Genomic DNA, 20825 nt, shown 5'->3' with positions numbered 1-20825 from the left:
CCGCAACAGGCCTGCGGCCCGCGTTCCAGCGGGTATGTCAGCGAGGGCGCGGCGGCGCCAGGTCGCGCTCGCTCTGGTTGCCGCCCGTCTCGGGCGTGCCGAGGCCCGTGTCCCCAGGGCTGGCCTGGCGGCTGCGGGTGTCCTGGGCGCCGCGGGCGATGGCCGTCGCCGCCGTGTCGGCGCCTTCGGCATCCGCCTCGTCGGTTGCCTCGTCCTGCCGCGTGGCCGATGGCGTTGCCGGCGCCGCTTCCTCGCGCCGCGGCTTGGTCAGCGCATCGCCGCCGCTGCCGCCCGTCTCCGCCATGGTCTCGTGATCCGGCGTCGCGCCTTGCTCGCCGCTGGTGGTGCCGCCGATCCCGATGGTGGCCGACTGCTCACCGTGGCCGGTCCCGTTCGTGTGCTGCGCTGTCATGCTTCCTCCATTCAAACGGGGATTTCCGACGTGCCGCCGCCCACGCTGCCGAATTCCTGCAGCTGGTCGAGCGACAGCCGGCGCTCGTTGAGCGCCTTCAGGATCGCCTGCAGCTGCTCCGGATCGGGCTGGATATAGATGATGCGCTGCTCGATCTCGTTCTCCCAGCAACGCGTGTAAGGCACGTCCGTTTCGGCCATGACCTTGGCGTCGAACGTGCCATCCTGCAGCTCGCCGAACAGGGTGACCTTGACGGTATCCGGATTGGTATTGTTGACGGTAATGCTCATGCGGACTCCTTTCGATCGAAAAACGCTTGCTGCCATTCTCCCGTAGGAGGGACGAGCCTGCAAACGCGCGGCAACCGTGCGCGCGCTACCTGCCCCATTGGCAGGTGTAGCTCGGCAATCATTGTTTCCGATCGCTATCGGGTTTCCGATGGCGCGGTGTATCGCGGCGATGGCTTGACGCCGGTCAGCAGCTCGATCGGCAAGGGAAACACGATGGTCGACGATTTGTCTCCCGCAATGGTGCTGAGCGTTTGCAAATAGCGCAGCTGCATCGCGCCCGACTGCTGCGACAGCACCAGCGCGGCCTGCTGCAGTTTCTCGGAGGCCTGCAACTCGCCCTCCGCGTGGATGACCTTGGCGCGCCGTTCGCGCTCCGCCTCGGCCTGGCGGGCGATGGCGCGGATCATGGATTCGTCCAGGTCGACGTGCTTGATCTCGACGTTCGCCACCTTGATGCCCCAGGCGTCCGTCTGCACGTCCAGCACCTGCTGGATGTCGATGTTCAGCCGTTCGCGCTCCGCCAGCATCTCGTCCAGTTCGTGCTTGCCGAGCACGGCGCGCAGCGTGGTCTGGGCCAGCTGGCTGGTTGCCTCCATGAAGTTGACGACCTGGATGATCGCTTTTTCCGGGTCGATGACGCGGAAATAGATGACTGCATTGACCTTCACGGAGACGTTGTCGCGCGAGATCACGTCCTGGGTCGGCACGTCCAGCACGATCGTGCGCAGGTCCACCCGCACCATCTGCTGCAGCACGGGGATGATGACGATCAGCCCCGGTCCCTTCACGCCCCAGAACCTTCCCAGCTGGAACACGACGCCGCGCTCATATTCGCGCAGGATCTTGAAGGCAGACAGGATCAGCGGCAGCAGCAGGACGATGAGGGCGCCGAGGCCGAAACCGATATCGAGGATCATCGCCGCTCTCCCTTGTCCACGTTGACGGGCACGACCTGCAATAGCAGTCCGTCGCGTGCCGTGACTTTCACCGCCTGCGACGGGCGCAGCGGCACGTTGCCGGTGACTTGCCACAATTCGCCGTCGACGCGCGCCCAGGCGGAACGGCCGTCGCCGCCGGCGAGCTGCTCGACATGCCCGACGGAGCCCACCAGCGCCGCCGCGCCGCTGCGGACCGGCCGCCGGCGCGTGGCCATGGCGACCTGCACGGTACCGACGAGGAGCAAGGCGCTGGCCAGTCCCAGCACCGCGACGAGGATGGGCGGCGCGCCGTAGCCGGGCAGTTCCGTGTCGATCAGGATGAGGGCGCCCGCCACGAACGCGACCACGCCGCCGATGCCGAGGATGCCGAAACTGGGCAGGAAGGCTTCGCCGAGCATGAACAGGAGTCCCAGCACGATCAGGCCCAGCCCGGCGTAGTTCACGGGCAGCAGCTGCAGCGCGTACAGTCCCAGCAGCAGCGAGATGGCGCCGACGACGCCCGGCACGACCACGCCGGGGTTCATGAACTCGAACACGAGTCCATAGATGCCGATGGTCATCAGGAGCAGGGCGACGCTGGGATTCGTGATCGCCGCCAGCACGTTCGTGCGCCAGTCGGGGTCGTAGCCGGCCAGCGGCGCCGCGCGCGTGCGCAGCTGCCGCACCTGCCCCTGCACCGCGACCCGGCTGCCGTCCACGCGGGCCAGGAGTGCCGAAACGTCGGGCGCGACGTAGTCGATGACGCGCAATGTCAGCGCCTCGTCGGCCGTCAGGCTGACCGACTCGCGCACGGCCCGCTCGGCCCAGTCGGCGTTGCGTCCGCGCAGCTGGGCCAGGCCCCGCAGGTAGGCGGCCGCGTCGTTCACCTGCTTGCGCGACATGGGGCCGTCGGTATCGGGTACCGGCGCTTTGTCCCCCGCCGGGTTAGCCGGCGCGTCCTTGCCGGCCGGAGCACGCTCCCCGGCCCGGGGCGGCGCCTGGCCGCCGGGCGCGCCGGACGGCTCCACGCCGATGGCCACCGGCGTCGCCGCGCCGAGGTTCGTTCCCGGCGCCATCGCGGCGATATGGCTCGCGTACAGCAGGTACGTCCCGGCGCTGGCGGCGCGTGCTCCGCTGGGCGCGACGAAGACGGCCACCGGGACGGGCGACGCGAGGATCGCCTTGATGGCGCTGCGCATCGACGTGTCCAGCCCGCCGGGCGTGTCGAGTTCCACGACGACGAGCTGGTGGCCGGCCGCGGCCGAGCGCGCCAGCCCGCGGACCAGGTAGTCGGCGCTGGCCGGCCCGATCGCGCCATCGATCCGGATCAGCCCGACGCCAGGCGCGCCGTCGGCCGCGACGGGCAGCAGCAGGACCAGGATCGCCAGCACGAGGCGCAGCAGGGCGCGCGCGGCGGGCAAGCCGGGCGCAGGGGCGCCGACGCGTCGCCGGAATGCGGTGATGGGTACCATGGGCTTGCCTTGTCGTATGCTGGTTCAGACATTCCCGGCGGCCCGGAGTTCGGCGGCCGATAGGCGGCCGATACGTGGCCAATACGCGACCAGGCCGCAGGCGCCGGCGATCAGCGGCCGCGGCGAGCGGCAGCCGCCAGCGCCGGCCGCCACGTGGCAGCGGCGCATCGAGCAATGGAGAGGGCAGCATGTCTTCCTCCTGGTCCGGACCGCGCAGCCGCCGGTCAAGCGTGCGGCCGCGCCGGGAAGTACCATGCAGGATAGGTGGGCAGGTCGCCTCGGGCTTGATGCCGATCAGGCGTGCGGACGCGGCCCCCGCCATCATTTCCTTGCAGCCATGGCCTACCGTTTCCTTGCCGATGCCGTCCTCGTGCTGCACCTGGCGTTCATCCTCTTCGTCGCCTTCGGCGCGCTGCTGGCGGCGCGCCGGCCGCGGCTGCTGACCTGGCACCTGGCGGCGGCCGCCTGGGGCTTCACGGTCGAAGCCACTGGCGCAGGCTGCCCGCTGACGGGCCTGGAAATCCGTCTGCGCCTGCTGGCAGGCGAGGGCGGCTACGCGGGCGGCTTCATCGAACACTACCTGCTCCCGGTCGTCTACCCGCCAGGACTCGACCGTCACATCCAGTACCTGCTGGCAGGCGCCGTGCTGCTGTTGAACGTGGCCTTGTACGCCCGGTACTGGCACCGCGCGCACGGCCGAGAGCGCCACTGTCGCCGCGGAAAGCACGATGCTATACTGTATATAGATACAGCTTCAGTGAATGCCGCCATGCCGAACTTCTTCCCCATCGACCTGGGTCCTTCGACGCCGGACCATATCGTCGGCGGGGAGAGCCGGCGCATGCACGTCAAGATGTACCGCAGCGCCGACGATCCGATCACCGAGGCGACCACGGACATCGAACTGGCGCGCGAATTCATCGCCCACGGCGAATTGAGCGCGAAGTCCATCCAGAATACCCAGAAGGAACTGTACCGTTTCCTCACCTGGTGCCGGGAGGAGGCCGGCAAGACGCTGGTACAGCTGAACGTGGCCGACCTGAACGCCTACAAGGAATTCCTCAAGGATCCGCCGCCCGCATGGGTGTCCAAGACCAAGTGGCCGCGCAGCGACGCGCGTTACCGTCCGTTCACGGGGCCCTTGTCCGACCCCAGCCGGCGCCAGGCGATGATCGCCGTGAAGGCGCTGCTCGGTTTCGCCGAACAGACGGGCTACCTGCGCCGCAATCCGGCGGCCCTGGTGCGCAACGTGCGGGCGCCAACGGCCAGCCGTATCACGCGCTACCTGACGCAGGGCGCGATCGCGCTGGCGCTGGACACTGTCTCCACGCGCACGGCCGAGACGCCGGCCGAGCTGCGGCGGCGCGCGCGCGACCGCTTCCTGCTGGTCGCCTTCGCCCACACGGGGGCGCGGCTGAACGAGATCGTCGGCGCCTCGATGGGATCGATCTACACCGAGGGCAACGGCCGCTGGTGGCTGGACGTCGTCGGCAAGGGCAGCAAGCCGCGCCGCCTGCCGGTGCCGCCCGACATGCTCGAGGCCTTCCAGTCCTACCGCGTGGCCTTCGACTTGCCGCCGCAGGCGAGCCGCAGCGACCGCATGCCGCTGGTGCTGTCCAGCCGCAGCCGCACGCTGTCGTGCATTACCGACGAGGCGGCGTCCGAAGCGATCAAGGCGATCTTTGCCGATGCCGCCGGCGTCGCCGCGGCCCGGGGCGACGCCGATACGGCCGCCACCTTGCGCCAGGCATCGGCGCACTGGCTGCGCCACAGCATGCTGACCAACCACGCCAACAACGGCGTGCAGCTCAAGACGCTGCAGGACACGGCCGGCCACGCGAATATCGCGACGACGGCGGCTTACCTGCACAAGACCGACAACGAGCGCTACGACGAGATCATCGCTTCCGTGAACGGGCGCGGCATCCTCTGATTGCGTGCCGGCCGGCGCGGGCCGGCGGTGGAGGAGGGGGCGGGAACGCAGCGCCGCGGCCCGGGGTCGAAGCCTTATCGGTCGATACCGGCTGGAGGAGCCCATGGACAGGGTCTCGTTGGTCACCGGCGGTCCGTCGCGGTCCGGGCCGTGCTGGCTGACGGCGACCAGGTCCGCGTAACGCGAATGCAGCAGCAGGGCGTAGCCGGAGTTGACGTCGACCACACGCTCCTCGAAGGAGGCGACACCGAGGCGTTCCGCCTGCGCGCGAAAGCCGGCGAGGCGGGCCCGGGCGCCATCGCGCAAGCCATGGAAGTCGTCGCCGGCGTCGGCCTCGGGCGCGAAGCACAGCCGGGCGGCGAGGGCGACCCGGCTTTCCTGCTCGGGCGCGCCGTCGATGTGGACCACGATTGTCTTGTAGCTGTGCATGCACGATCCTGTCGGCCAAGGACATCGGGAAGAACGCGGCCAAGACCATCGGCGACGCAACATGTGCCGGCGGGATGTGGCGCCGCTGGCCGCTCGAATGAATGTTCGGTTCCGGGAATGTTCCGGCGGATGCGCATCCCGCCAATCCGCCGAACTCGACATTATTTTACGTATTGTCGAGTTGGTTTTTCGCGCGCCTTCTCGCCCGTGACGATAGGGCACCCGGTCGATTCACGCAGCTGGTCCAACAGCAGGGTTGGAGAACCTGCGGCCACGCCCCGGCCAAACGGCGGCCCGCCATAGGGGGTGGACGGCCATATTTCCTTGTGCCCCGGCGCGCAAGACGAGTACGATTTTCTTGTCTCCGGAGCCAGAACGCGGGGCCGCGACGCGGCGCCCGCCTTACCAAAACGATCCTGAAAGGAAATGCCATGGATACCAACAACAACCCGAACGGCGCCGCAGCCCCCGATCCCTATGCGGATCCGACGAATCCGGGCCTGCCGCAGACCGACGTCCAACTGGACCTGACGCGCGCGGCGCTGGTCGTCATCGACCCGCAGATCGACTTCCTGAGCCCGAAAGGCGTGGCCTGGGGCGCATTCGGCGCGAGCATCACGCACCACAACACCGTCCCGAACCTCGAGCGCCTGTTCGCGGCGGCCAAGCAGGTCGACCTCCCGGTCATCATCTCGCCGCATTATTACTACCCGCACGACCACAAATGGGATTTCGCGGCACCCGGCGAGCGCCTCATGCACGCGCTGCACATGTTCGACCGCCCCAGCGCGCTGTCGCTGGAAGGTTTCGAGGGTTCGGGCGCCGACTGGATGCCCGAATTCCGCGACTACATCGAGGACGGCAAGACCATCGTCTGCTCGCCGCACAAGATCGCGGGCCCGCAGACGAACGACGTCATCTTCCAGCTGCGTAAAAAGAAAGTCGACCAGGTCATCCTGGCCGGCATGGCCGCGAACTTCTGCATCGAATCGCACCTGCGCGACTTCGTCGAGCACGGCATCGAAGTGGCCGTGGTCCGCGACGCCACCGCCGGCAGCATGCTGCCGGAAGGCGACGGCTACCTGGCCGCGCTGATCAACTTCCGCTGGCTGGCGAACGCGCTGTGGACGACCGATACGGCCGTCGCCCGCATGACCGGGACACCGGCAGCGGTGAAAGCGGCAGCCTGAAGACGTAGGGGCGCACCATCCGGCCTCGAACAGGAACGGGCCGGATGGGCGCGGTGAAGGAGCGGTGTAGTACAAAACGGCGTCCTCCGGATGTGGTAGGAGATGTCATGGCTGTGGACGGATCTCGCATTTTACATAATATAGATTATGCGAAGTCTTAGATCTTTCCGTAAACCGGCCCACCCGTGATCAACCCGAAGGCGCCGGTCGGAATGCCGACCTCGTCGCGGATACGGCGCCTGCATGGAATCTGCTAACGCGCGGCCACGGTAATGCGCGCGGTCGGCAGATTGCCGCCCGTCGATACGTCGACGAGATCGACGCCGAGTTCCTTGAGGCGCCGCGACAGTTCGCCCGACTCCTCGACGTCCCAGCCGCCGGCCACCCAGTCCGTCGCGCAAATGTGCACGCACAGCGGCAGCCCGGCGGGCATGGCGGCGCGCACGCGTTCGGTCACGCGCAGCACGATGCGCATCCGGTTTGCCGGGCTGCCACCGTACTTGTCGTCCCGTTGGTTACTGTGCGGCGACAGGAACCGGTGCAGCAGGTAGACATGCGCGGCGTGGATCTCGATGACCTTGAAGCCGGCGGCGAGAGCGCGCCTCGCGGCCACCTCGAACGCATCGACGATGCCGTCGATGCCCGCTTCGGAGAGCGCGACGGGCGCCGGATCGCCCGGATGGAACGGGATCGGACTGGGCGCGACCACCGGCCAGCCGCCCTCCTCGGGCATTTGCGCGCCTCATCGCCACGATCTGCTGTCCGCCCGCCAGATAGCCTGTCAACCGCTCCTGCAGGAACACCGGCAGCGCATCCATTGCCACGGCCTGGAATCCGATCCCTCCATAGAACGCGGTCAGGTGCGCATACGGTAAACAATACGCAATCTCGTCGCCGAGCGCCTCGTCGCATGCGACCAGCAGGGCTCGGCCAACCCCGCGGCGCCGATATCCGGCATCGACCTGCATGCCGCGCAGCACGCGTACACCATGCTCGACGCACAGCCGCACGGCGCCCACCACGGCATCGTCCAGTACAGCCACGATGACGGTATCGCGCGCATGGACGCCGCCACCGTAGCCGCCTGCCGCATACAGCGCGCGCACCGCATCCAGGTCGCGGCCCGCCGCTCGCCGCGTGCGCACCTGCGCCGCCGTCATGCGTACACGGCTTCCATGACCGCGCTCGCCAGTTCGCCCAGCCGTCGATGGTCGTAGCTGCCGTTGTTGAAGACGACGACGCCCACGCCGTCGTCCAGCACCCGCCGCGCCACCAGGCGGAAGCCGCCGTTCGACCCGTCCTCCCAGGCCGCCTCGCGCTCCTTGTCCGCGATGGTCTCGACCTGCGTGCGCCCGCCCAGCGCATAACGCTGCGCCGGCCGGTGCACGCGCATCAGCGTGGCGCGCGACGCCGGCGTCAGGATGCGGTCGCCGCCCAGCACGCCCTCCATCAGGCGCAGCATGTCCGGTGCGCTGCTGTAGAAACCTCCCGCCATGGCGAGGTAGTCGGGAATCGCGCTGACCTTGCGCACCCAGGGCGCGGTCCCGGATGTCGCGCTCGCATAGGCCACCGCCCTTGCCGGCCACCACGGTGCCGTTGAAATCGGGATAGGCGGCCAGCGCGGCATCGTAGCGCGTCGCCGGTGCGGCCGCATGGACGAGGTCCGTGGCCGCGGCGACGGCGGCGCCGGCGAAGGCAAGGCATTGGCGGCGGTCCATGACGTCTCCCGTTCGATGGCCGCCGGCGGCGGCAACCGGCTCATCTTAGCCGATTACTTGCGCCGGGTGCCCGGCAGACGTCAGGACGCCGGTCAGGGATGCGCCCCCACTCCGATCGGCGGCGCTTCTCCCGTGATGGCCTGCCAGAACGTGCCGAGGAACTCTGCCAGCAGAAGGATGGGCATGATGTTCGCTCCTCTCGGTGACCTCGTTCGATGGATGATTGCGCGTCGATGAAGCAATTCAGTGCAGGAACGGGCGCACCGGCGTTTCGCCGGCGCCGGCCGGCATCGACGGCCAGCCCGTGCGTACGCCCTTCCCGGCCGCCGCGCGCGGCGCCAGCGCCGTGATGCGGCCTTCCTTCAGGCGCCAGCTGGTGCCCGAATCGGGTCCTTCGGCCAGCTCGCTGCGGCCCTCGGGCCTTAGGCTCGTCGCAAGCGACACGGGTTCCAGGGCGAGTCGGCTTGTCCGCTGCTTTTTTCCGCATGGGCCTGGATCGCCATTCAACGTGACCCGTCACGCACAAGCACGCCGTTTGACTTGCATTAATGTAATGCGTCACGAATAATGGACGAGTTATCCATCTCTCCCCGCCCCGCATGAAGCAAGCCGACGACCTCAGTACCATCGAACTCCCGCTCGACCCGTCCAGGCCGAAGAAGCGCGGCCGTCCGCCCAAGCAGGACAAGCTGAGCGACGCCGAACGGGCCCGGCGATACCGGGCGCGCCAGAAGATGCTGCCGAAGGACGAGTGGAATTACGAGCACGTGACGGCCACGGCGCGCAACGAGATCGCGCGCCTGCTGGGCGACGCCGCCGGCCGGCCGGCCGGGGAAGCGGAATTGATGACGCAATGGGCCTACGGCATGTTCCTGTTGTGGGACCGCGTCACTGGCCAGTGCCAGCGTCCGGACGACCGGCGCGAACTGCAAGCGCTCGTCTCGGGCTGACCACGGCGCCGAAGCGAACGGTCGTCCTTTTGGAAGGGGGATGCTTGACAGTCACCGGCCGTAAAGATATCTTTCCTGAAATATTGCCGTGCAGAAATTTAAAGACGGGCCGGACGTGTAGATTCTAACGTGCGCCAAGCCGAGCTCATCTTTACGACAATATGCGCGCCGCGGGCAGCCGTCCGTTTCCGTCGCAGGGAAACGGGCGGCTGACTGCGGTCGTAGAACACGCATTCCAATGCGGGCAACCATCCTCGCGGGTGACGGAAAACAAACGGCCGGACCGCTGCTTTCGCAGCTTTTATTTTCATCTTATACATGATGATGATCATACTATCATCATTGTTGACAGGCTGGAAAGAGGAGCGGCGATGTGGCGCGATGGCCGGCGATGAAAGTCGACAAGCAAAGCAATAGACCACATCACTGGGAGAATCACATGCCATATCGGCATCAAACCAAGCAGCAACCACGCAGCGGCGCCGCCCGCAGGGTCCCCCTCGCCCTCGCCGCTTCCCTGACCGCCCTGCTGGCAGCTTGCGGCTCCGGGTCCGGCGACACGGGCACGCAGGCCGGCAGCATGGCCCGCACGGCCTCCAAGATGGCGGTGGCCGAGACCGTGCTGACGCCGGTCGACGTCACCGCCACCGGCGAGGAACGCGGCGACCTGTCCGCCAAGGCCGCCGTCGACAACGACGACACGACGCGCTGGAGCAGCGGCTTCACCGACGACCAGTCGCTGGTGCTCGACTTCGGCGAATCGAAGTCGATCAACCGCGTCCGCATCAACTGGGAGAACGCCCACGCGATCGCCTACGAACTGCAGGTCTCGGACGACAAGGTCAACTGGAAGACGATCAAGTCGGTCGGCGACAGCGCCGGCGGCGTCGAAGACTTCGGCGACCTCGACGGCCAGGGCCGCTACCTGCGCATGCACGGCATCAAGCGCTCGACCCAGTACGGCTATTCGATCTTCGAGATCCAGGCCTTCTCGGGCACGAGCGCGAGCACGCCGACTTCGCCGGACCCGCTGCCGGGCGACGTCGACCTGTCCAAGCCGGGCGTGGCCGTCAAGCCCGTCAACGCGTTCTCGTCGGGCGACGAAAACCCCGCCAACGACGCGACCAAGGCCATCGACGGCAACACGAGCACCCGCTGGTCGAGCAAATCCGAGAACGGCGCCTGGATCACCTTCGACTTCGGCCAGAAGACCCCGGTCGGCTACATGAAGCTGGTGTGGGAGAACGCCTACGGCAAGGAGTACGAGCTGCAGGTGTCCGACGACGGCCAGTCCTGGACCAAGCTGCGCACGGTGAGCAACGGCACCGGCGGCACCGAGGAATTCTTCAACCTGAACGCGAACGCGCGCTACGTCCGCATCCAGGGCGTCGCCCGCGCCACGGCCTACGGCTATTCGCTGTTCGAAGTCGAGTTCAAGTCGCCGGGCAGCGACAACACGCTGCCGAACAATCCGACCTCGGCCTTCAAGTTCCCGGCCAGCGGCAGCGGCATGACCCCGCTGCCGGCAGCCGCACGTCCGACGGAAATGCTTCAGTTCACCCTGCCGGACGGCACCCTGGTCACCCGCTACGGCGCGCGCGCCATGGCGCGCCACGGCCGCGAGCGCGGCGAGGCCTGGAACGAAGTCGGCTACGGCCTGAACGAGACGGTGGACCTGACCACGGGCCTGCCGGTCGACAAGGGTCCGGGCAACTACCTGACCTTCGTGCCCGAGTACTTCCAGAACCGCACCTGGGGCGTGGAGATCATCGACAACAGCAACGTCAAGGGCGTCACGAATCCCCAGCTAATCATCAACAACTACAACCAGGTCGAGTGGAAGCCGGGCCAGACCGTGTTCGTGCGCGGCTGGGACCGCCCTGACGTCACCGACTACGGCTGGATGACCGGCCCGCTGATGGCGGACAACAACGTCCAGACCTGCAAGCCGATGGCCTATCCGGCCGACGGCGTGATGGTCAGCGCGAACGGCATCAACAACGGTTGCACGATGAAGCTGATCGCGTATCCGCAGCACGGCGAGATCGACAGCGCCGGCTTCCCGACCGGGAAGACGGTGCCGGCGCGCGCGCTGGTGGCCGGCGACGAGATCGAGATCGCGCCGTCGATGTTCGCCCAGGACGGCGCCCTGGCCGCCATCGGCGACAAGGGCAACAGCCGCTACTACGGTCCGGAAATCATGTACGTGATGGGCAAGGGTATCCTGCCGTACTACGGCACCTTCCCGCGCCTGAACTCGACCCCGCTGCCCGCTGCGACGCTGTCGGGCGGTACCACGTCGGTGTCGTACAACTACTCGGACAACAGCCTGTTCATGTTCCAGCAGCCGGTCAACAACGTCGGCATGCAGGACATCCAGCGCTTCGTCGAGGGCCGCCGCGTGTTCCACGCGAACTTCACCACCGGCGCCCACAACGAACCGGGCAACGACCCCTACCTGCCCGTGGCGAACCTGCAGGGCGGCCACTTCAACCAGTCGTCCTGCTTCGCCTGCCACACCAATAACGGCCGCAGCCCGGCGCCGATCGCGCTGAACCAGAAGCTCGACATGATGGCCGTGCGCGCCGCCGTGCTCGACGCCAACGGCAACCAGGTCCCGCATCCGCAGTACGGTACCGCGATCCAGATGAACGGTTCGTCCGGCGGCGGCAAGGCCAACTGGGGCACCGGCGTGCGCGTGGGCGGCTTCACCAGCCAGACCGTCAAGCTGAACGACGGCACGGCGGTGGAACTGCGCAAGCCGACGCTGGCGTTCGAAGGCCCGGTCCCGCAGATCACCTCGCTGCGCGCGGCGCAGCCGATGATCGGCATGGGCTTGCTGGAAGCCGTGCCTGAAGCGGACATCCTGGCGCGCGTGCGCACCACGGCCGACGCCGACGGCGTCAAGGGCACGGCGAACTTCGTGTTCGATCCGGAAAGCGGCGCCGTGCGCCTGGGCCGCTTCGGCTGGAAGGCATCGAAGGCGACGCTGCGCCACCAGAGCGCCGAGTCGCTGCTGCAGGAGATGGGCGTGACCTCGTCGATCTACCCGAACCGCGCCTGCCTGAACGGCCCGACCGCCTGCGCGTCGGGCGGTGCCCAGGCCGGCATCTCGGAAGCGGACCTGCAGCGCATCTCGCAGTACCTGGCGCTGGTCGCCGTCCCGGCCCAGCGCAGCCTGGCCAGCGGCTTCCCGAAAGGCGTGGCCCCGATGGACGAGCACCGTGTCGATCCGACGCAAGTCGCCGCCGGCGCCAAGCTGTTCGACGGCATGCGTTGCACGGCCTGCCACACCGCCGAGATGAAGACCGGCAGTGGCCACCTGTTCGCCGAACTGCGCAACCAGACCATCCACCCGTACACCGACCTGCTGGTGCACGACATGGGCGACGGTCTGGCCGACAAGTTCGCCGAAGGCCAGGCCAAGGGCAATATGTGGCGTACCGCGCCGCTGTGGGGCATCGGCTATACCGACAAGGTGATGGGCAACAGCGCCAACGTCGGCTACCTGCACGATGGCCGCGCCCGCAACCTGACGGAAGCCGTCATGTGGCACGGCGGCGAAGCCACGGCAGCCCGCAACCGCTTCGCCGGCCTGTCGAAGACGGACCGCGACGCGCTACTGGCGTTCCTGCGCTCGCTGTAAGGCGTCGTGAACCGGGACCGCGCGTCCCGGCATGACACCACGGCGGCACGGCCCACGAAGCCGTGCCGCCGTTTTTTTCGTGACGCGTCACACTCAAACGGCGTCGGCGACGGCCAGCCGCAACTGTTCGAGCGTGGCGTCGTCCAGCCCGGCCGTGACTGGCAATCCCTTCTCTTTCTGGAACGCGATCAGGGCCGTGCCCGTGGCCGGTCCGAGGATCCCGTCCACGCCGCGCGGCTGGTAGCCGAGATAGGTCAGCCAGGCTTGCGCCATCCGGACCGTGATGTCCGGCGTCCCCTTCAGCTGGTACAGGTCGTGGTAGTGCTCGAGCTTGCGGTGGTAGCCGTGCTCGGCGTAGCCGGCCCCGTTGTAGAAAAACGCCACGCGGGTCCAGTTCTTCTGCAGCAGCGCCTGGCGCAAGGGAGGATGCGCTCCGATGAAGCGCTGCACGCCCGCCAGCTGCTCGTCTTCCCCCTCGCAAAAGCCGGCCACCATCGCCTCGCTGCCCGGGTAGCCGAGCGCCGTCGCGTGGTAGCCCATGATCTGTCCCAGGCCCCAGGATGCGCTGTCGAGCGCCGCCTGGCGGTCCAGCGCCATCGCCCGCTCCAGCCGCGTGTACTCGGCGCCGTCGCCCAGGTAGCCGCCCGCCGCCGGCGCGCTGATGTCCGCATGCGCGGCCCCGTACCTGCCACCCGTGCGCCGGTGGAAGACATGGCGTTCGAACAGGATCTTCGGCCGGCGGTCCGGCAGGTAGCCGAAACCGCTCGTTTCCACCGTGATCAATGCCCACAGCGACTGGGCGTCGGTCTCGAGCGACTGCATGGCTTGCCTGAACCCCGTGCCCGACAGGGGGGCGGCGGCGCCGCGGAACGTCGGCATGATCGTCTCCTGGCCAAGTACGGCGTAAGATCGCCGCGGCGACGGAACGTTCCGCTGCAGCCTTCTAGCGTGCCTGCTTGTCCTTCAGCTTGGACACGACGCCATCCTCGACGACGTCCACGTCCCCGTCGCGCAGCCACCAGAACAGCACCGCCATCATGAACGGCCCGACGAACAGCCCCAGCACACCCATCGTCGACACGCCGCCCAGCAGGCCGAACAGCACAGCCAGGAACGGCAGGTCGACCCGGTGCCCGATCAGCTTGGGCCGGATGAATTTATCGACCATGAACAGCTCGATGGCGCCCCAGCTGAACAGTCCCAGCGCGGCGCCCGGATTGCCCTGGCCCAGCAGCAGGATCGACACCGTCGTGAACGACAACGGCGCGCCGCCCGGGATCAGGGCCAGGTAGCCCGTGATGACGGCCAGCAGCACGGGCGCGGGCGCGCCGGCGATCGCGTAGGCGGCCCCCAGGACGATGCCCTCCAGCAGCGCGATCGAGCACAGCCCCAGCGCCGTGCCGCGCACGGACAGCGGCAGCAGGCGCCGGAACACGGGATAGTGGGCCGGAATGAGGCGCATGCCGGCGCGGTCCGCATGGCGCACGACGGCCGGGCCGTGCAGGTACAGCACGAACAGCGTCAGCAGCGTCAGGAACAGGTACAGGGCATTGGCGAGGATGGTCGAGCCCCAGGCGCGCAGCGTGCCCGTCATGTGCGGCAGGAAGTCGCCCACCGTGTTGCGGACCAGCGTGCGCAGCCCGCCCGGCACGGCCAGGTGCTGGTTCCACCACTGCAGCGCCGGCTCCAGCGCCACCTGGGGCAGCTGCAGCAGCCAGGGCGGCGCCGGCACGCCCGTCTCGTTGACCTGGGCAAACAGGCGCTCGACGCCGGCCAGCTCGTGGCCCAGCGCATTGATCAGGAGGATCGACGGCCCCACGAAGCAGGTCACCAGCAGGAACAGCAGCGTGGCGGCGCTGGCCATGCGCGGCCAGCCGCGCGCCAGCAGGTGCCGGTGCAGCGGCCACGTGATGACGGCGAGCAGGCCGGCCCAGGCCAGCGAGCCGACGAAGTGCTGCAGCAGGAAGGCCAGCGCGGCGGCGAACAACAGCGGCGGCACGAGGGAGCGGTACGGCATGTTTTTCCTGATAATCGTTGTTCTTGGGTCGAGCCGGTGCTCAGTGCAGCCCTCTTTGCAGCCGTGTCCGCCCCGGCGAAGCATAACGACAAAGCCGGCCGGGGTGAATCCGAGTTTATCGGAGAATCACATCGGAAAAATCGATGCAAGGCAGCGCCATGCGCTGCCGGGAAACTAAGTGTCCACCGCCAGATGTTGCGGATGCGCATAGCAGACGAAATTGTCGCCCCGCGCGAACGCCAGCAGCGTCATCCCCGCCCGTTCGGCCAGTTCGACGGCCGCCAGCGTCGGCGCCGACATGCCCACGAGGGCGGAGACGCCGGCCAGGCTGGCCTTCTGGGCCATCTCGAAGCTGACCCGGCTGGTGATGAGGAGGAAGCCGTCATGCGGATCGGCCTTGCCGCGCGCCATGGCGCCGATCACCTTGTCGAGCGCGTTGTGGCGGCCCACGTCCTCGCGCACGATGCGCAGCACGCCGTCCATGCCGCACCAGGCGGCCGCGTGGGCGGCGCCCGTCAGGCGCGTCAGCTCCTGCCGGGCGCCGATCGCGCCGAGCGCCTGGCGCACCCCGGCGGCGTGGAATCCGCGGGCCGGCGCCAGCGCCGGCAAGGGACGGCACACCTGGTCCAGGCTGTCCACGCCGCACAAGCCGCAACCCGTCCTTCCGGCCAGCGAGCGGCGGCGCTCCTTCAGGGCCATGAAGGCGGCGCTGGCGATCTCCAGTTCGACGGAGACGCCGCCCGGGCCGTTCTCGACCTCGATGCCGTAGCACTCGCCCGCATGGGCGATGATGCCCTCGCTGAGCGAGAAGCCGAGCGCGAACTCTTCCAGGTCGGCAGGCGTGGCCATCATCACCGCATGCGATATCCCGTTATACACGAGCGCGATCGGGACCTCGTCGACGATCATGTCCTCGACTTCGGACAGGATACCCGTGCGCATACGCAACACCGGCCGAGGTGCCGCTCTCAGCGGTAAATCTGAATCCGGGGTACCATTTCCGTACGGATGCAATGTGAGGTTCGTCAATTTTCGGAGTCCCAGTGGGGCGTAGTCCTACAAGATGTGTTGTGGAAACTACGTATTTTGGGTGAAGAAGTGAAGCAGGACATCATTTTAGCATTCATCAAAAAGGGACGGAGTGTTACACTCCAGCAGCAATATTTTCCCGTTAGAAGGACTTATTCATGAACCAAATGTCAAGGCGCCAGTTCCTTCGGGTAACCGGCGCTACCATCGCTGGCTCGAGCCTGGCGGTGCTTGGCTTCGCTCCGGCTACGGCACTCGCCGAAGTCCGGCAGTACAAGCTGGCACGCACGACCGAGACGCGCAATACCTGCCCGTACTGCTCCGTGGGCTGCGGCCTGCTGATGTACGGCCTGGGCGACGGCGCGAAGAACGCCGCTGCCTCGATCATCCACATCGAAGGCGACCCGGACCATCCGGTCAACCGCGGCACGCTGTGCCCGAAAGGCGCTTCGCTCGTCGACTTCATCCACAGCCCGGGCCGTCTGCTGGAGCCGAAATACCGCGCTCCGGGCAGCAACGAATGGACCCCGATCTCGTGGGACAAGGCGCTCGACCGCATCGCCAAGCTGATGAAGGAAGATCGCGACGCGAACTTCATCGAAAAAACCGAGGACGGCAAGACCGTCAACCGATGGATCAGCACGGGCATGCTCGCCGCTTCGGCAGCCAGCAACGAGGTGGGTTACCTGACCCACAAGGCCATGCGTACCATGGGGATGCTCCCCTTCGATAACCAGGCGCGTGTTTGACACGGTCCGACGGTGGCAGGTCTTGCCCCGACGTTTGGCCGTGGAGCGATGACGAATCACTGGGTCGACATCAAGAATGCCGACGTGATTCTGGTTATGGGCGGTAATGCCGCCGAAGCTCACCCCTGCGGTTTTAAATGGGTCACCGAAGCGAAGGCACATAACAAGGCCAAGCTGATCGTGGTCGATCCACGCTTTACCCGTACCGCGTCCGTCGCCGACTACTATGTCCCGACGCGCACCGGCACGGACATCGTATTCCTGGGCGCGGTCGCGAACTACCTGATCTCGAACGACAAGATCCAGAAGGAATACGTCGTCAACTACACCGACATGTCCTTCATCGTCCGCGAAGACTTCGCGTTCGACGACGGCATCTTCTCGGGCTACGACGCCACCGCCGGCAAGTACGCCGACAAGGCCAGCTGGAACTACGAGATGGGCGAGGACGGCTACGCCAAGGTCGATCCGACCCTGCAGCACCCGCGTTGCGTCTACCAGCTGTTCAAGAAGCACTACTCGCGCTATACGCCGGAAATGGTGCAGAAGGTCTGCGGCGTGTCGCCGGAGCAGTTCCACAAGGTTGCCGAAGCCCTCGCCTCGACCGCCGTGCCGGGCCGCGCAGGCACGATCCTGTACGCGCTGGGCTGGACCCAGCACTCGACCGGTGCGCAGACCCTGCGCATGGGCGCGCTCGTCCAGCTGCTGCTGGGTAACATCGGTATCGCCGGCGGCGGCATGAACGCGCTGCGCGGCCACTCGAACATCCAGGGCCTGACCGACCTGGGCCTGATGACGAACATGCTGCCGGGCTACATGACCCTGCCGTTCGAAGCGGAACAGGACTTCGGCAAGTACATCGATGCGCGCGCACCGAAACCCCTGCGTCCGAACCAGCTGAGCTACTGGAGCAACTACAAGAAGTTCCACGTCAGCTTCATGAAGACCTGGTGGGGCGATGCCGCCACCGAGGACAACAACTGGGCCTACGACTACCTGCCGAAGCTGGACAAGCCGTACGACCTGCTGCAGGCGATCCAGATGATGACCGAAGGCAAGATGCACGGTTACATCTGCCAGGGCTTCAACGTGATCGCATCGGCGCCGAACAAGAACAAGACGGTGGCAGCACTGTCGAAGCTCAAGTTCCTGGTGGTGATGGATCCGCTGGAGACGGAAACGTCGGAATTCTGGAAGTCGTACGGCGACATGAACGACGTCGATCCGTCCAAGATCCAGACCGAGGTATTCAACCTGCCGACCTCCTGCTTCGCCGAGGAACGCGGCTCGCTGGTGTCGTCCTCGCGCGTGCTGCAGTGGCACTGGCAAGGCGCCGAACCGCCGGGCAAGGCCAAGAGTGACCTGGAAATCATGGCGGGCCTGTTCCTGCGCATGAAGAAGATGTACCAGACCGAAGGCGGCAAGTTCCCGGACCCGATCCTGAACCTGACCTGGCCGTACGCGCGTCCTGACAGCCCGCAGCCGGAAGAGCTGGCGATGGAGTACAACGGCAAGGCGCTGAAGGACCTGATGGATCCGAAGGACCCGACCAAGGTGCTCGTCAAGAAAGGCGAACAGCTGTCCAGCTTCGCGCAGCTGCGCGACGACGGCAGCACCACCTCGGGCTGCTGGATCTTCACCGGCTGCTGGACCCAGGCGGGCAACCAGATGGGCCGCCGCGACAACAGCGACCCGACCGGCATCGGCAATACGCTGAACTGGGCCTGGGCCTGGCCGGCGAACCGCCGCGTGCTGTACAACCGCGCCTCCTGCGACACCAAGGGCAAGCCGTTCGACGCCAAGCGCAAGCTGATCGCCTGGAACGGTACGACCTGGAGCGGTCCGGACGTGCCCGACTTCAAGTTGGACGAGGACCCGGCCGGCGGCATGAACCCGTTCATCATGAATGCCGAAGGCGTGGCGCGTTTCTTCGCCCGCGGCATGATGAACGAGGGTCCGTTCCCCGAGCACTACGAGCCGTTCGAGAATCCGCTGGGCTACAACCCGCTGCATCCGAAGAACAAGGCCGCCACGTCGAACCCGGGCGCACGCGTGTTCCCGGACGACCGCGCCATGTTCGGCACGCACGAGGAGTTCCCGGTGGTGGCGACCAGCTACCGCTTGACCGAGCACTTCCACTACTGGACCAAGCATGCACGCCTGAATGCCATCATCCAGCCGGAACAGTTCGTGGAAATCGGCGACAAGCTGGCGGCCCAGATCGGCGTGTCCACCGGACAGACCGTGAAGGTGAGCAGCAAGCGCGGCCACATCGTCTGCAAGGCGGTGGTGACCAAGCGAATCCGCGCCTTGAACATCGACGGCAAGGAAACCCATACCATCGGGCTTCCGATCCACTTCGGCTTCAAGGGGCTGACCAAGCCGGGCTACCTGACCAACACCCTGACCCCGTCGGTCGGCGACGGCAACTCGCAGACGCCGGAATTCAAGTCCTTCCTGGTGAAGGTCGAGAAGGCATAACGGCGGAGATATTGATATGGCATTACAATCTTTGGATATCAAGCGGGTTTCCGCTACCACGGTCCAGCCGCCGACGGCACGTGCCCCGGTCACGGGCACGGTCGCCAAGCTGATCGACGTTTCCAAGTGCATCGGTTGCAAGGCTTGCCAGACCGCGTGCATGGAATGGAACGACCTGCGCGACGACGTCGGCTTCAATGCCGGCGTGTACGACAATCCGCTCGACCTGTCGCCGCATTCGTGGACCGTGATGCGGTTCTCGGAAGTGGAGAAGGACGACGGCAACCTCGAGTGGCTGATCCGCAAGGACGGCTGCATGCACTGCGAGGAACCGGGCTGCCTGAAGGCCTGCCCGTCGCCGGGCGCGATCGTGCAGTACAACAACGGCATCGTCGACTTCCACCAGGAAAACTGCATCGGCTGCGGCTACTGCGTCACCGGCTGCCCGTTCAACATCCCGCGCATTTCGCAGCAGGACAACCGCGCCTACAAGTGCACCCTGTGCTCGGACCGCGTGGCCGTGGGCCAGGAACCGGCTTGCGTGAAGACCTGCCCGACGGGCGCCATCGTGTTCGGCACCAAGGAGGACATGAAGGTGCACGCCGAGGAGCGCATCGCCGACCTGAAGGAACGCGGCTTCGAGAACGCCGGCCTGTACGACCCGGCCGGCGTGGGCGGCACGCACGTCATGTACGTGCTGCACCATGCCGACCGTCCGGCGCTGTACCACGGCCTGGCCAAGGATCCGTCCATCAGCCCGATGGTCGGCCTGTGGAAAGGCGTCACCAAGCCGCTGGCCCTGCTGGGCATGGCCGCGGCCGCGGTGGCCGGCTGGTTCCACTACAGCCGCGTCGGTCCGAACGAGGTCAGCAAGGAAGAAGAAGCCGAGGCGCTGCACGAGGCCCGCAAGCTGAAGGGAGAGAAGCATGAAGCATGATAAAGACGGCCACCCGCTCATCCAGCGCTATACGGCGAACGAGCGCAGCAACCACTGGATCACCGCGATTGCCTTCATCCTGCTGGCGCTGTCCGGCCTGGCCATGTTCCATCCGGCCACGGCCTGGATGGCCGCGCTGTTCGGCGGCGGCCAGTGGACCCGCATCCTGCACCCGTTCTTCGGGATCGTGATGTTCGTGTCGTTCGCCTTCCTGGCGATCCGCATGTGGGGCCACAACCGCTTCGACGAAGGCGACAAGCAATGGCTCAAGCAGATGGACGACGTGCTCGCCAACCGCGAGGACAAGCTGCCCAAGGTCGGCAAGTACAATGCCGGCCAGAAGCTGCTGTTCTTCACGCTGATCGTGGCGATGATCGCGCTGCTGCTGTCGGGCATCGTGATCTGGCGCGAGTACTTCTCGGCCTTCTTCCCGATCGGCCTGCGCCGCTTCTCCTCGCTGATCCACGCGTTCTTCGCGTTCGTGATCATCATGGCCATCATCGTGCACATCTATGCGGGCCTGTGGATCAAGGGCTCGATCGGCGCGATGGTGCGCGGCACCGTCACCTACGGCTGGGCGCGCAAGCACCATCCGAAGTGGTTCGAAGCCGTGATGAAGGGGAACGAAAAGCGCGGTCTCTGACACGCGGTTCCT

18 protein-coding genes and 1 pseudogene are annotated in these 20825 nt (G+C 66.8%); 8 read left to right on the top strand and 11 right to left on the bottom strand.

Going from position 1 to position 20825, the window contains the following annotated elements; genetic code table 11:
* Positions 1-37 precede the first annotated feature (37 nt).
* The 4 genes from QPK32_RS12495 to QPK32_RS12480 form a co-directional block, all read right to left on the bottom strand.
* Positions 38-412, bottom strand: coding sequence for a hypothetical protein (locus QPK32_RS12495; protein ID WP_290413142.1), 375 nt, complete (start codon positions 410-412; stop codon positions 38-40).
* Positions 413-423: 11 nt separating this feature from the next.
* Entirely contained in the window at positions 424-702 is a 279-nt protein-coding gene (locus QPK32_RS12490; protein WP_290413141.1) for a hypothetical protein, read from the bottom strand.
* A 134-nt stretch (positions 703-836) separates the two neighbouring features.
* Positions 837-1619, bottom strand: coding sequence for a slipin family protein (locus tag QPK32_RS12485; RefSeq protein WP_290413140.1), 783 nt, complete (start codon positions 1617-1619; stop codon positions 837-839).
* The gene (locus QPK32_RS12480; RefSeq protein WP_290413139.1) at positions 1616-3091 is read right to left on the bottom strand and encodes a nodulation protein NfeD; all 1476 of its coding nucleotides are present in this window, start codon (positions 3089-3091) and stop codon (positions 1616-1618) included. Before QPK32_RS12480 ends, QPK32_RS12485 begins: the two co-directional genes overlap by 4 nt.
* 337 nt (positions 3092-3428) lie before the next feature.
* Between QPK32_RS12480 and QPK32_RS12475 the strand changes: the two genes are divergently transcribed.
* The gene (locus QPK32_RS12475) at positions 3429-5024 is read left to right on the top strand and encodes a DUF2784 family protein (RefSeq protein WP_290413138.1); all 1596 of its coding nucleotides are present in this window, start codon (positions 3429-3431) and stop codon (positions 5022-5024) included.
* Between the two features lie 860 nt (positions 5025-5884).
* Positions 5885-6643 carry a cysteine hydrolase gene (locus QPK32_RS12470; RefSeq protein ID WP_290413137.1) on the top strand — a complete coding sequence of 253 codons (759 nt, stop codon included), beginning with the start codon at positions 5885-5887 and terminating at the stop codon, positions 6641-6643.
* 253 nt (positions 6644-6896) lie between these two features.
* On the opposite strand, the gene QPK32_RS12465 is transcribed toward QPK32_RS12470, so the two are convergent.
* The 3 genes and pseudogenes from QPK32_RS12465 to QPK32_RS12460 all read right to left on the bottom strand — a co-directional run bounded on the left by QPK32_RS12465 (position 6897) and on the right by QPK32_RS12460 (position 8213).
* Entirely contained in the window at positions 6897-7376 is a 480-nt protein-coding gene (locus QPK32_RS12465; RefSeq protein ID WP_290413136.1) for a hypothetical protein, read from the bottom strand.
* 106 nt (positions 7377-7482) lie between these two features.
* Positions 7483-7803 (bottom strand): annotated as a pseudogene (locus QPK32_RS26680) (GNAT family N-acetyltransferase); the annotation flags it as partial.
* Positions 7800-8213 carry a serine hydrolase gene (locus QPK32_RS12460; RefSeq protein WP_290413135.1) on the bottom strand — a complete coding sequence of 138 codons (414 nt, stop codon included), beginning with the start codon at positions 8211-8213 and terminating at the stop codon, positions 7800-7802. The gene QPK32_RS12460 and the pseudogene QPK32_RS26680, both read right to left, overlap by 4 nt.
* Positions 8214-8295: 82 nt before the next feature.
* On the opposite strand from QPK32_RS12460, the gene QPK32_RS12455 reads away from it, so the two are divergent.
* Positions 8296-8598: a hypothetical protein gene (locus QPK32_RS12455; RefSeq protein WP_290413134.1), complete on the top strand. Its 303-nt coding sequence runs from the start codon at positions 8296-8298 to the stop codon at positions 8596-8598.
* A 6-nt stretch (positions 8599-8604) separates the two neighbouring features.
* On the opposite strand, the gene QPK32_RS12450 is transcribed toward QPK32_RS12455, so the two are convergent.
* Positions 8605-8805 (bottom strand): hypothetical protein, encoded by a 201-nt coding sequence (locus QPK32_RS12450; protein WP_290413133.1) that lies wholly within the window; start codon positions 8803-8805, stop codon positions 8605-8607.
* A gap of 155 nt (positions 8806-8960) precedes the next feature.
* On the opposite strand from QPK32_RS12450, the gene QPK32_RS12445 reads away from it, so the two are divergent.
* Both QPK32_RS12445 and QPK32_RS12440 read left to right on the top strand, forming a co-directional pair.
* Positions 8961-9311 carry a hypothetical protein gene (locus QPK32_RS12445; protein WP_290413132.1) on the top strand — a complete coding sequence of 117 codons (351 nt, stop codon included), beginning with the start codon at positions 8961-8963 and terminating at the stop codon, positions 9309-9311.
* 439 nt (positions 9312-9750) lie between these two features.
* On the top strand, positions 9751-12957 hold the full coding sequence (locus QPK32_RS12440; protein WP_290413131.1) for a di-heme oxidoredictase family protein: 3207 nt from the start codon (positions 9751-9753) through the stop codon (positions 12955-12957).
* A 93-nt stretch (positions 12958-13050) separates the two neighbouring features.
* On the opposite strand, the gene QPK32_RS12435 is transcribed toward QPK32_RS12440, so the two are convergent.
* The 3 genes from QPK32_RS12435 to fdhD form a co-directional block, all read right to left on the bottom strand.
* Positions 13051-13836 carry an N-acetylmuramidase domain-containing protein gene (locus tag QPK32_RS12435; protein ID WP_290413130.1) on the bottom strand — a complete coding sequence of 262 codons (786 nt, stop codon included), beginning with the start codon at positions 13834-13836 and terminating at the stop codon, positions 13051-13053.
* Positions 13837-13900: 64 nt separating this feature from the next.
* A complete protein-coding gene (locus QPK32_RS12430; RefSeq protein ID WP_290413129.1) occupies positions 13901-14974 on the bottom strand; it encodes an AI-2E family transporter in 1074 nt (357 codons plus the stop codon).
* A 174-nt stretch (positions 14975-15148) separates the two neighbouring features.
* Complete coding sequence (gene fdhD / locus QPK32_RS12425) at positions 15149-15916, bottom strand: formate dehydrogenase accessory sulfurtransferase FdhD (RefSeq protein ID WP_290413128.1); 768 nt, start codon at positions 15914-15916, stop codon at positions 15149-15151.
* A 245-nt stretch (positions 15917-16161) separates the two neighbouring features.
* Here fdhD and fdnG point away from each other — a divergent pair, with 245 nt between their 5' ends.
* From fdnG to QPK32_RS12410, 3 genes are read left to right on the top strand one after another with little or no spacing between them, the layout of a single operon-like run.
* Positions 16162-19233, top strand: a complete 3072-nt coding sequence (gene fdnG / locus QPK32_RS12420) for a formate dehydrogenase-N subunit alpha (protein ID WP_290413127.1) — start codon at positions 16162-16164, stop codon at positions 19231-19233.
* A 16-nt stretch (positions 19234-19249) separates the two neighbouring features.
* Positions 19250-20170, top strand: a complete 921-nt coding sequence (gene fdxH / locus QPK32_RS12415) for a formate dehydrogenase subunit beta (protein ID WP_290413126.1) — start codon at positions 19250-19252, stop codon at positions 20168-20170.
* Positions 20160-20813: a formate dehydrogenase subunit gamma gene (locus QPK32_RS12410; RefSeq protein ID WP_290413125.1), complete on the top strand. Its 654-nt coding sequence runs from the start codon at positions 20160-20162 to the stop codon at positions 20811-20813. The genes fdxH and QPK32_RS12410 overlap by 11 nt, the downstream gene beginning before the upstream one ends.
* The last annotated feature ends 12 nt before the right edge of the window (positions 20814-20825 follow it).

The sequence above is a fragment of the Massilia sp. YIM B02763 genome (assembly GCF_030412015.1).
GTDB lineage: Bacteria > Pseudomonadota > Gammaproteobacteria > Burkholderiales > Burkholderiaceae_D > Telluria.
This window is presented reverse-complemented; position numbering and strand designations above follow the sequence as displayed.

Bases quoted from the DNA above. Each gene is read 5' to 3' on its own strand.
- QPK32_RS12495 (WP_290413142.1), bottom strand. From the start codon at position 412: ATGACAGCGCAGCACACGAACGGGACCGGCCACGGTGAGCAGTCGGCC.
- QPK32_RS12490 (WP_290413141.1), bottom strand. From the start codon at position 702: ATGAGCATTACCGTCAACAATACCAATCCGGATACCGTCAAGGTCACC.
- QPK32_RS12485 (WP_290413140.1), bottom strand. From the start codon at position 1,619: ATGATCCTCGATATCGGTTTCGGCCTCGGCGCCCTCATCGTCCTGCTG.
- QPK32_RS12480 (WP_290413139.1), bottom strand. From the start codon at position 3,091: ATGGTACCCATCACCGCATTCCGGCGACGCGTCGGCGCCCCTGCGCCC.
- QPK32_RS12475 (WP_290413138.1), top strand. From the start codon at position 3,429: ATGGCCTACCGTTTCCTTGCCGATGCCGTCCTCGTGCTGCACCTGGCG.
- QPK32_RS12470 (WP_290413137.1), top strand. From the start codon at position 5,885: ATGGATACCAACAACAACCCGAACGGCGCCGCAGCCCCCGATCCCTAT.
- QPK32_RS12465 (WP_290413136.1), bottom strand. From the start codon at position 7,376: ATGCCCGAGGAGGGCGGCTGGCCGGTGGTCGCGCCCAGTCCGATCCCG.
- QPK32_RS12455 (WP_290413134.1), top strand. From the start codon at position 8,296: ATGGACGAGGTCCGTGGCCGCGGCGACGGCGGCGCCGGCGAAGGCAAG.
- QPK32_RS12445 (WP_290413132.1), top strand. From the start codon at position 8,961: ATGAAGCAAGCCGACGACCTCAGTACCATCGAACTCCCGCTCGACCCG.
- QPK32_RS12440 (WP_290413131.1), top strand. From the start codon at position 9,751: ATGCCATATCGGCATCAAACCAAGCAGCAACCACGCAGCGGCGCCGCC.
- QPK32_RS12435 (WP_290413130.1), bottom strand. From the start codon at position 13,836: ATGCCGACGTTCCGCGGCGCCGCCGCCCCCCTGTCGGGCACGGGGTTC.
- QPK32_RS12430 (WP_290413129.1), bottom strand. From the start codon at position 14,974: ATGCCGTACCGCTCCCTCGTGCCGCCGCTGTTGTTCGCCGCCGCGCTG.
- fdhD (WP_290413128.1), bottom strand. From the start codon at position 15,916: ATGCGCACGGGTATCCTGTCCGAAGTCGAGGACATGATCGTCGACGAG.
- fdxH (WP_290413126.1), top strand. From the start codon at position 19,250: ATGGCATTACAATCTTTGGATATCAAGCGGGTTTCCGCTACCACGGTC.
- QPK32_RS12410 (WP_290413125.1), top strand. From the start codon at position 20,160: ATGAAGCATGATAAAGACGGCCACCCGCTCATCCAGCGCTATACGGCG.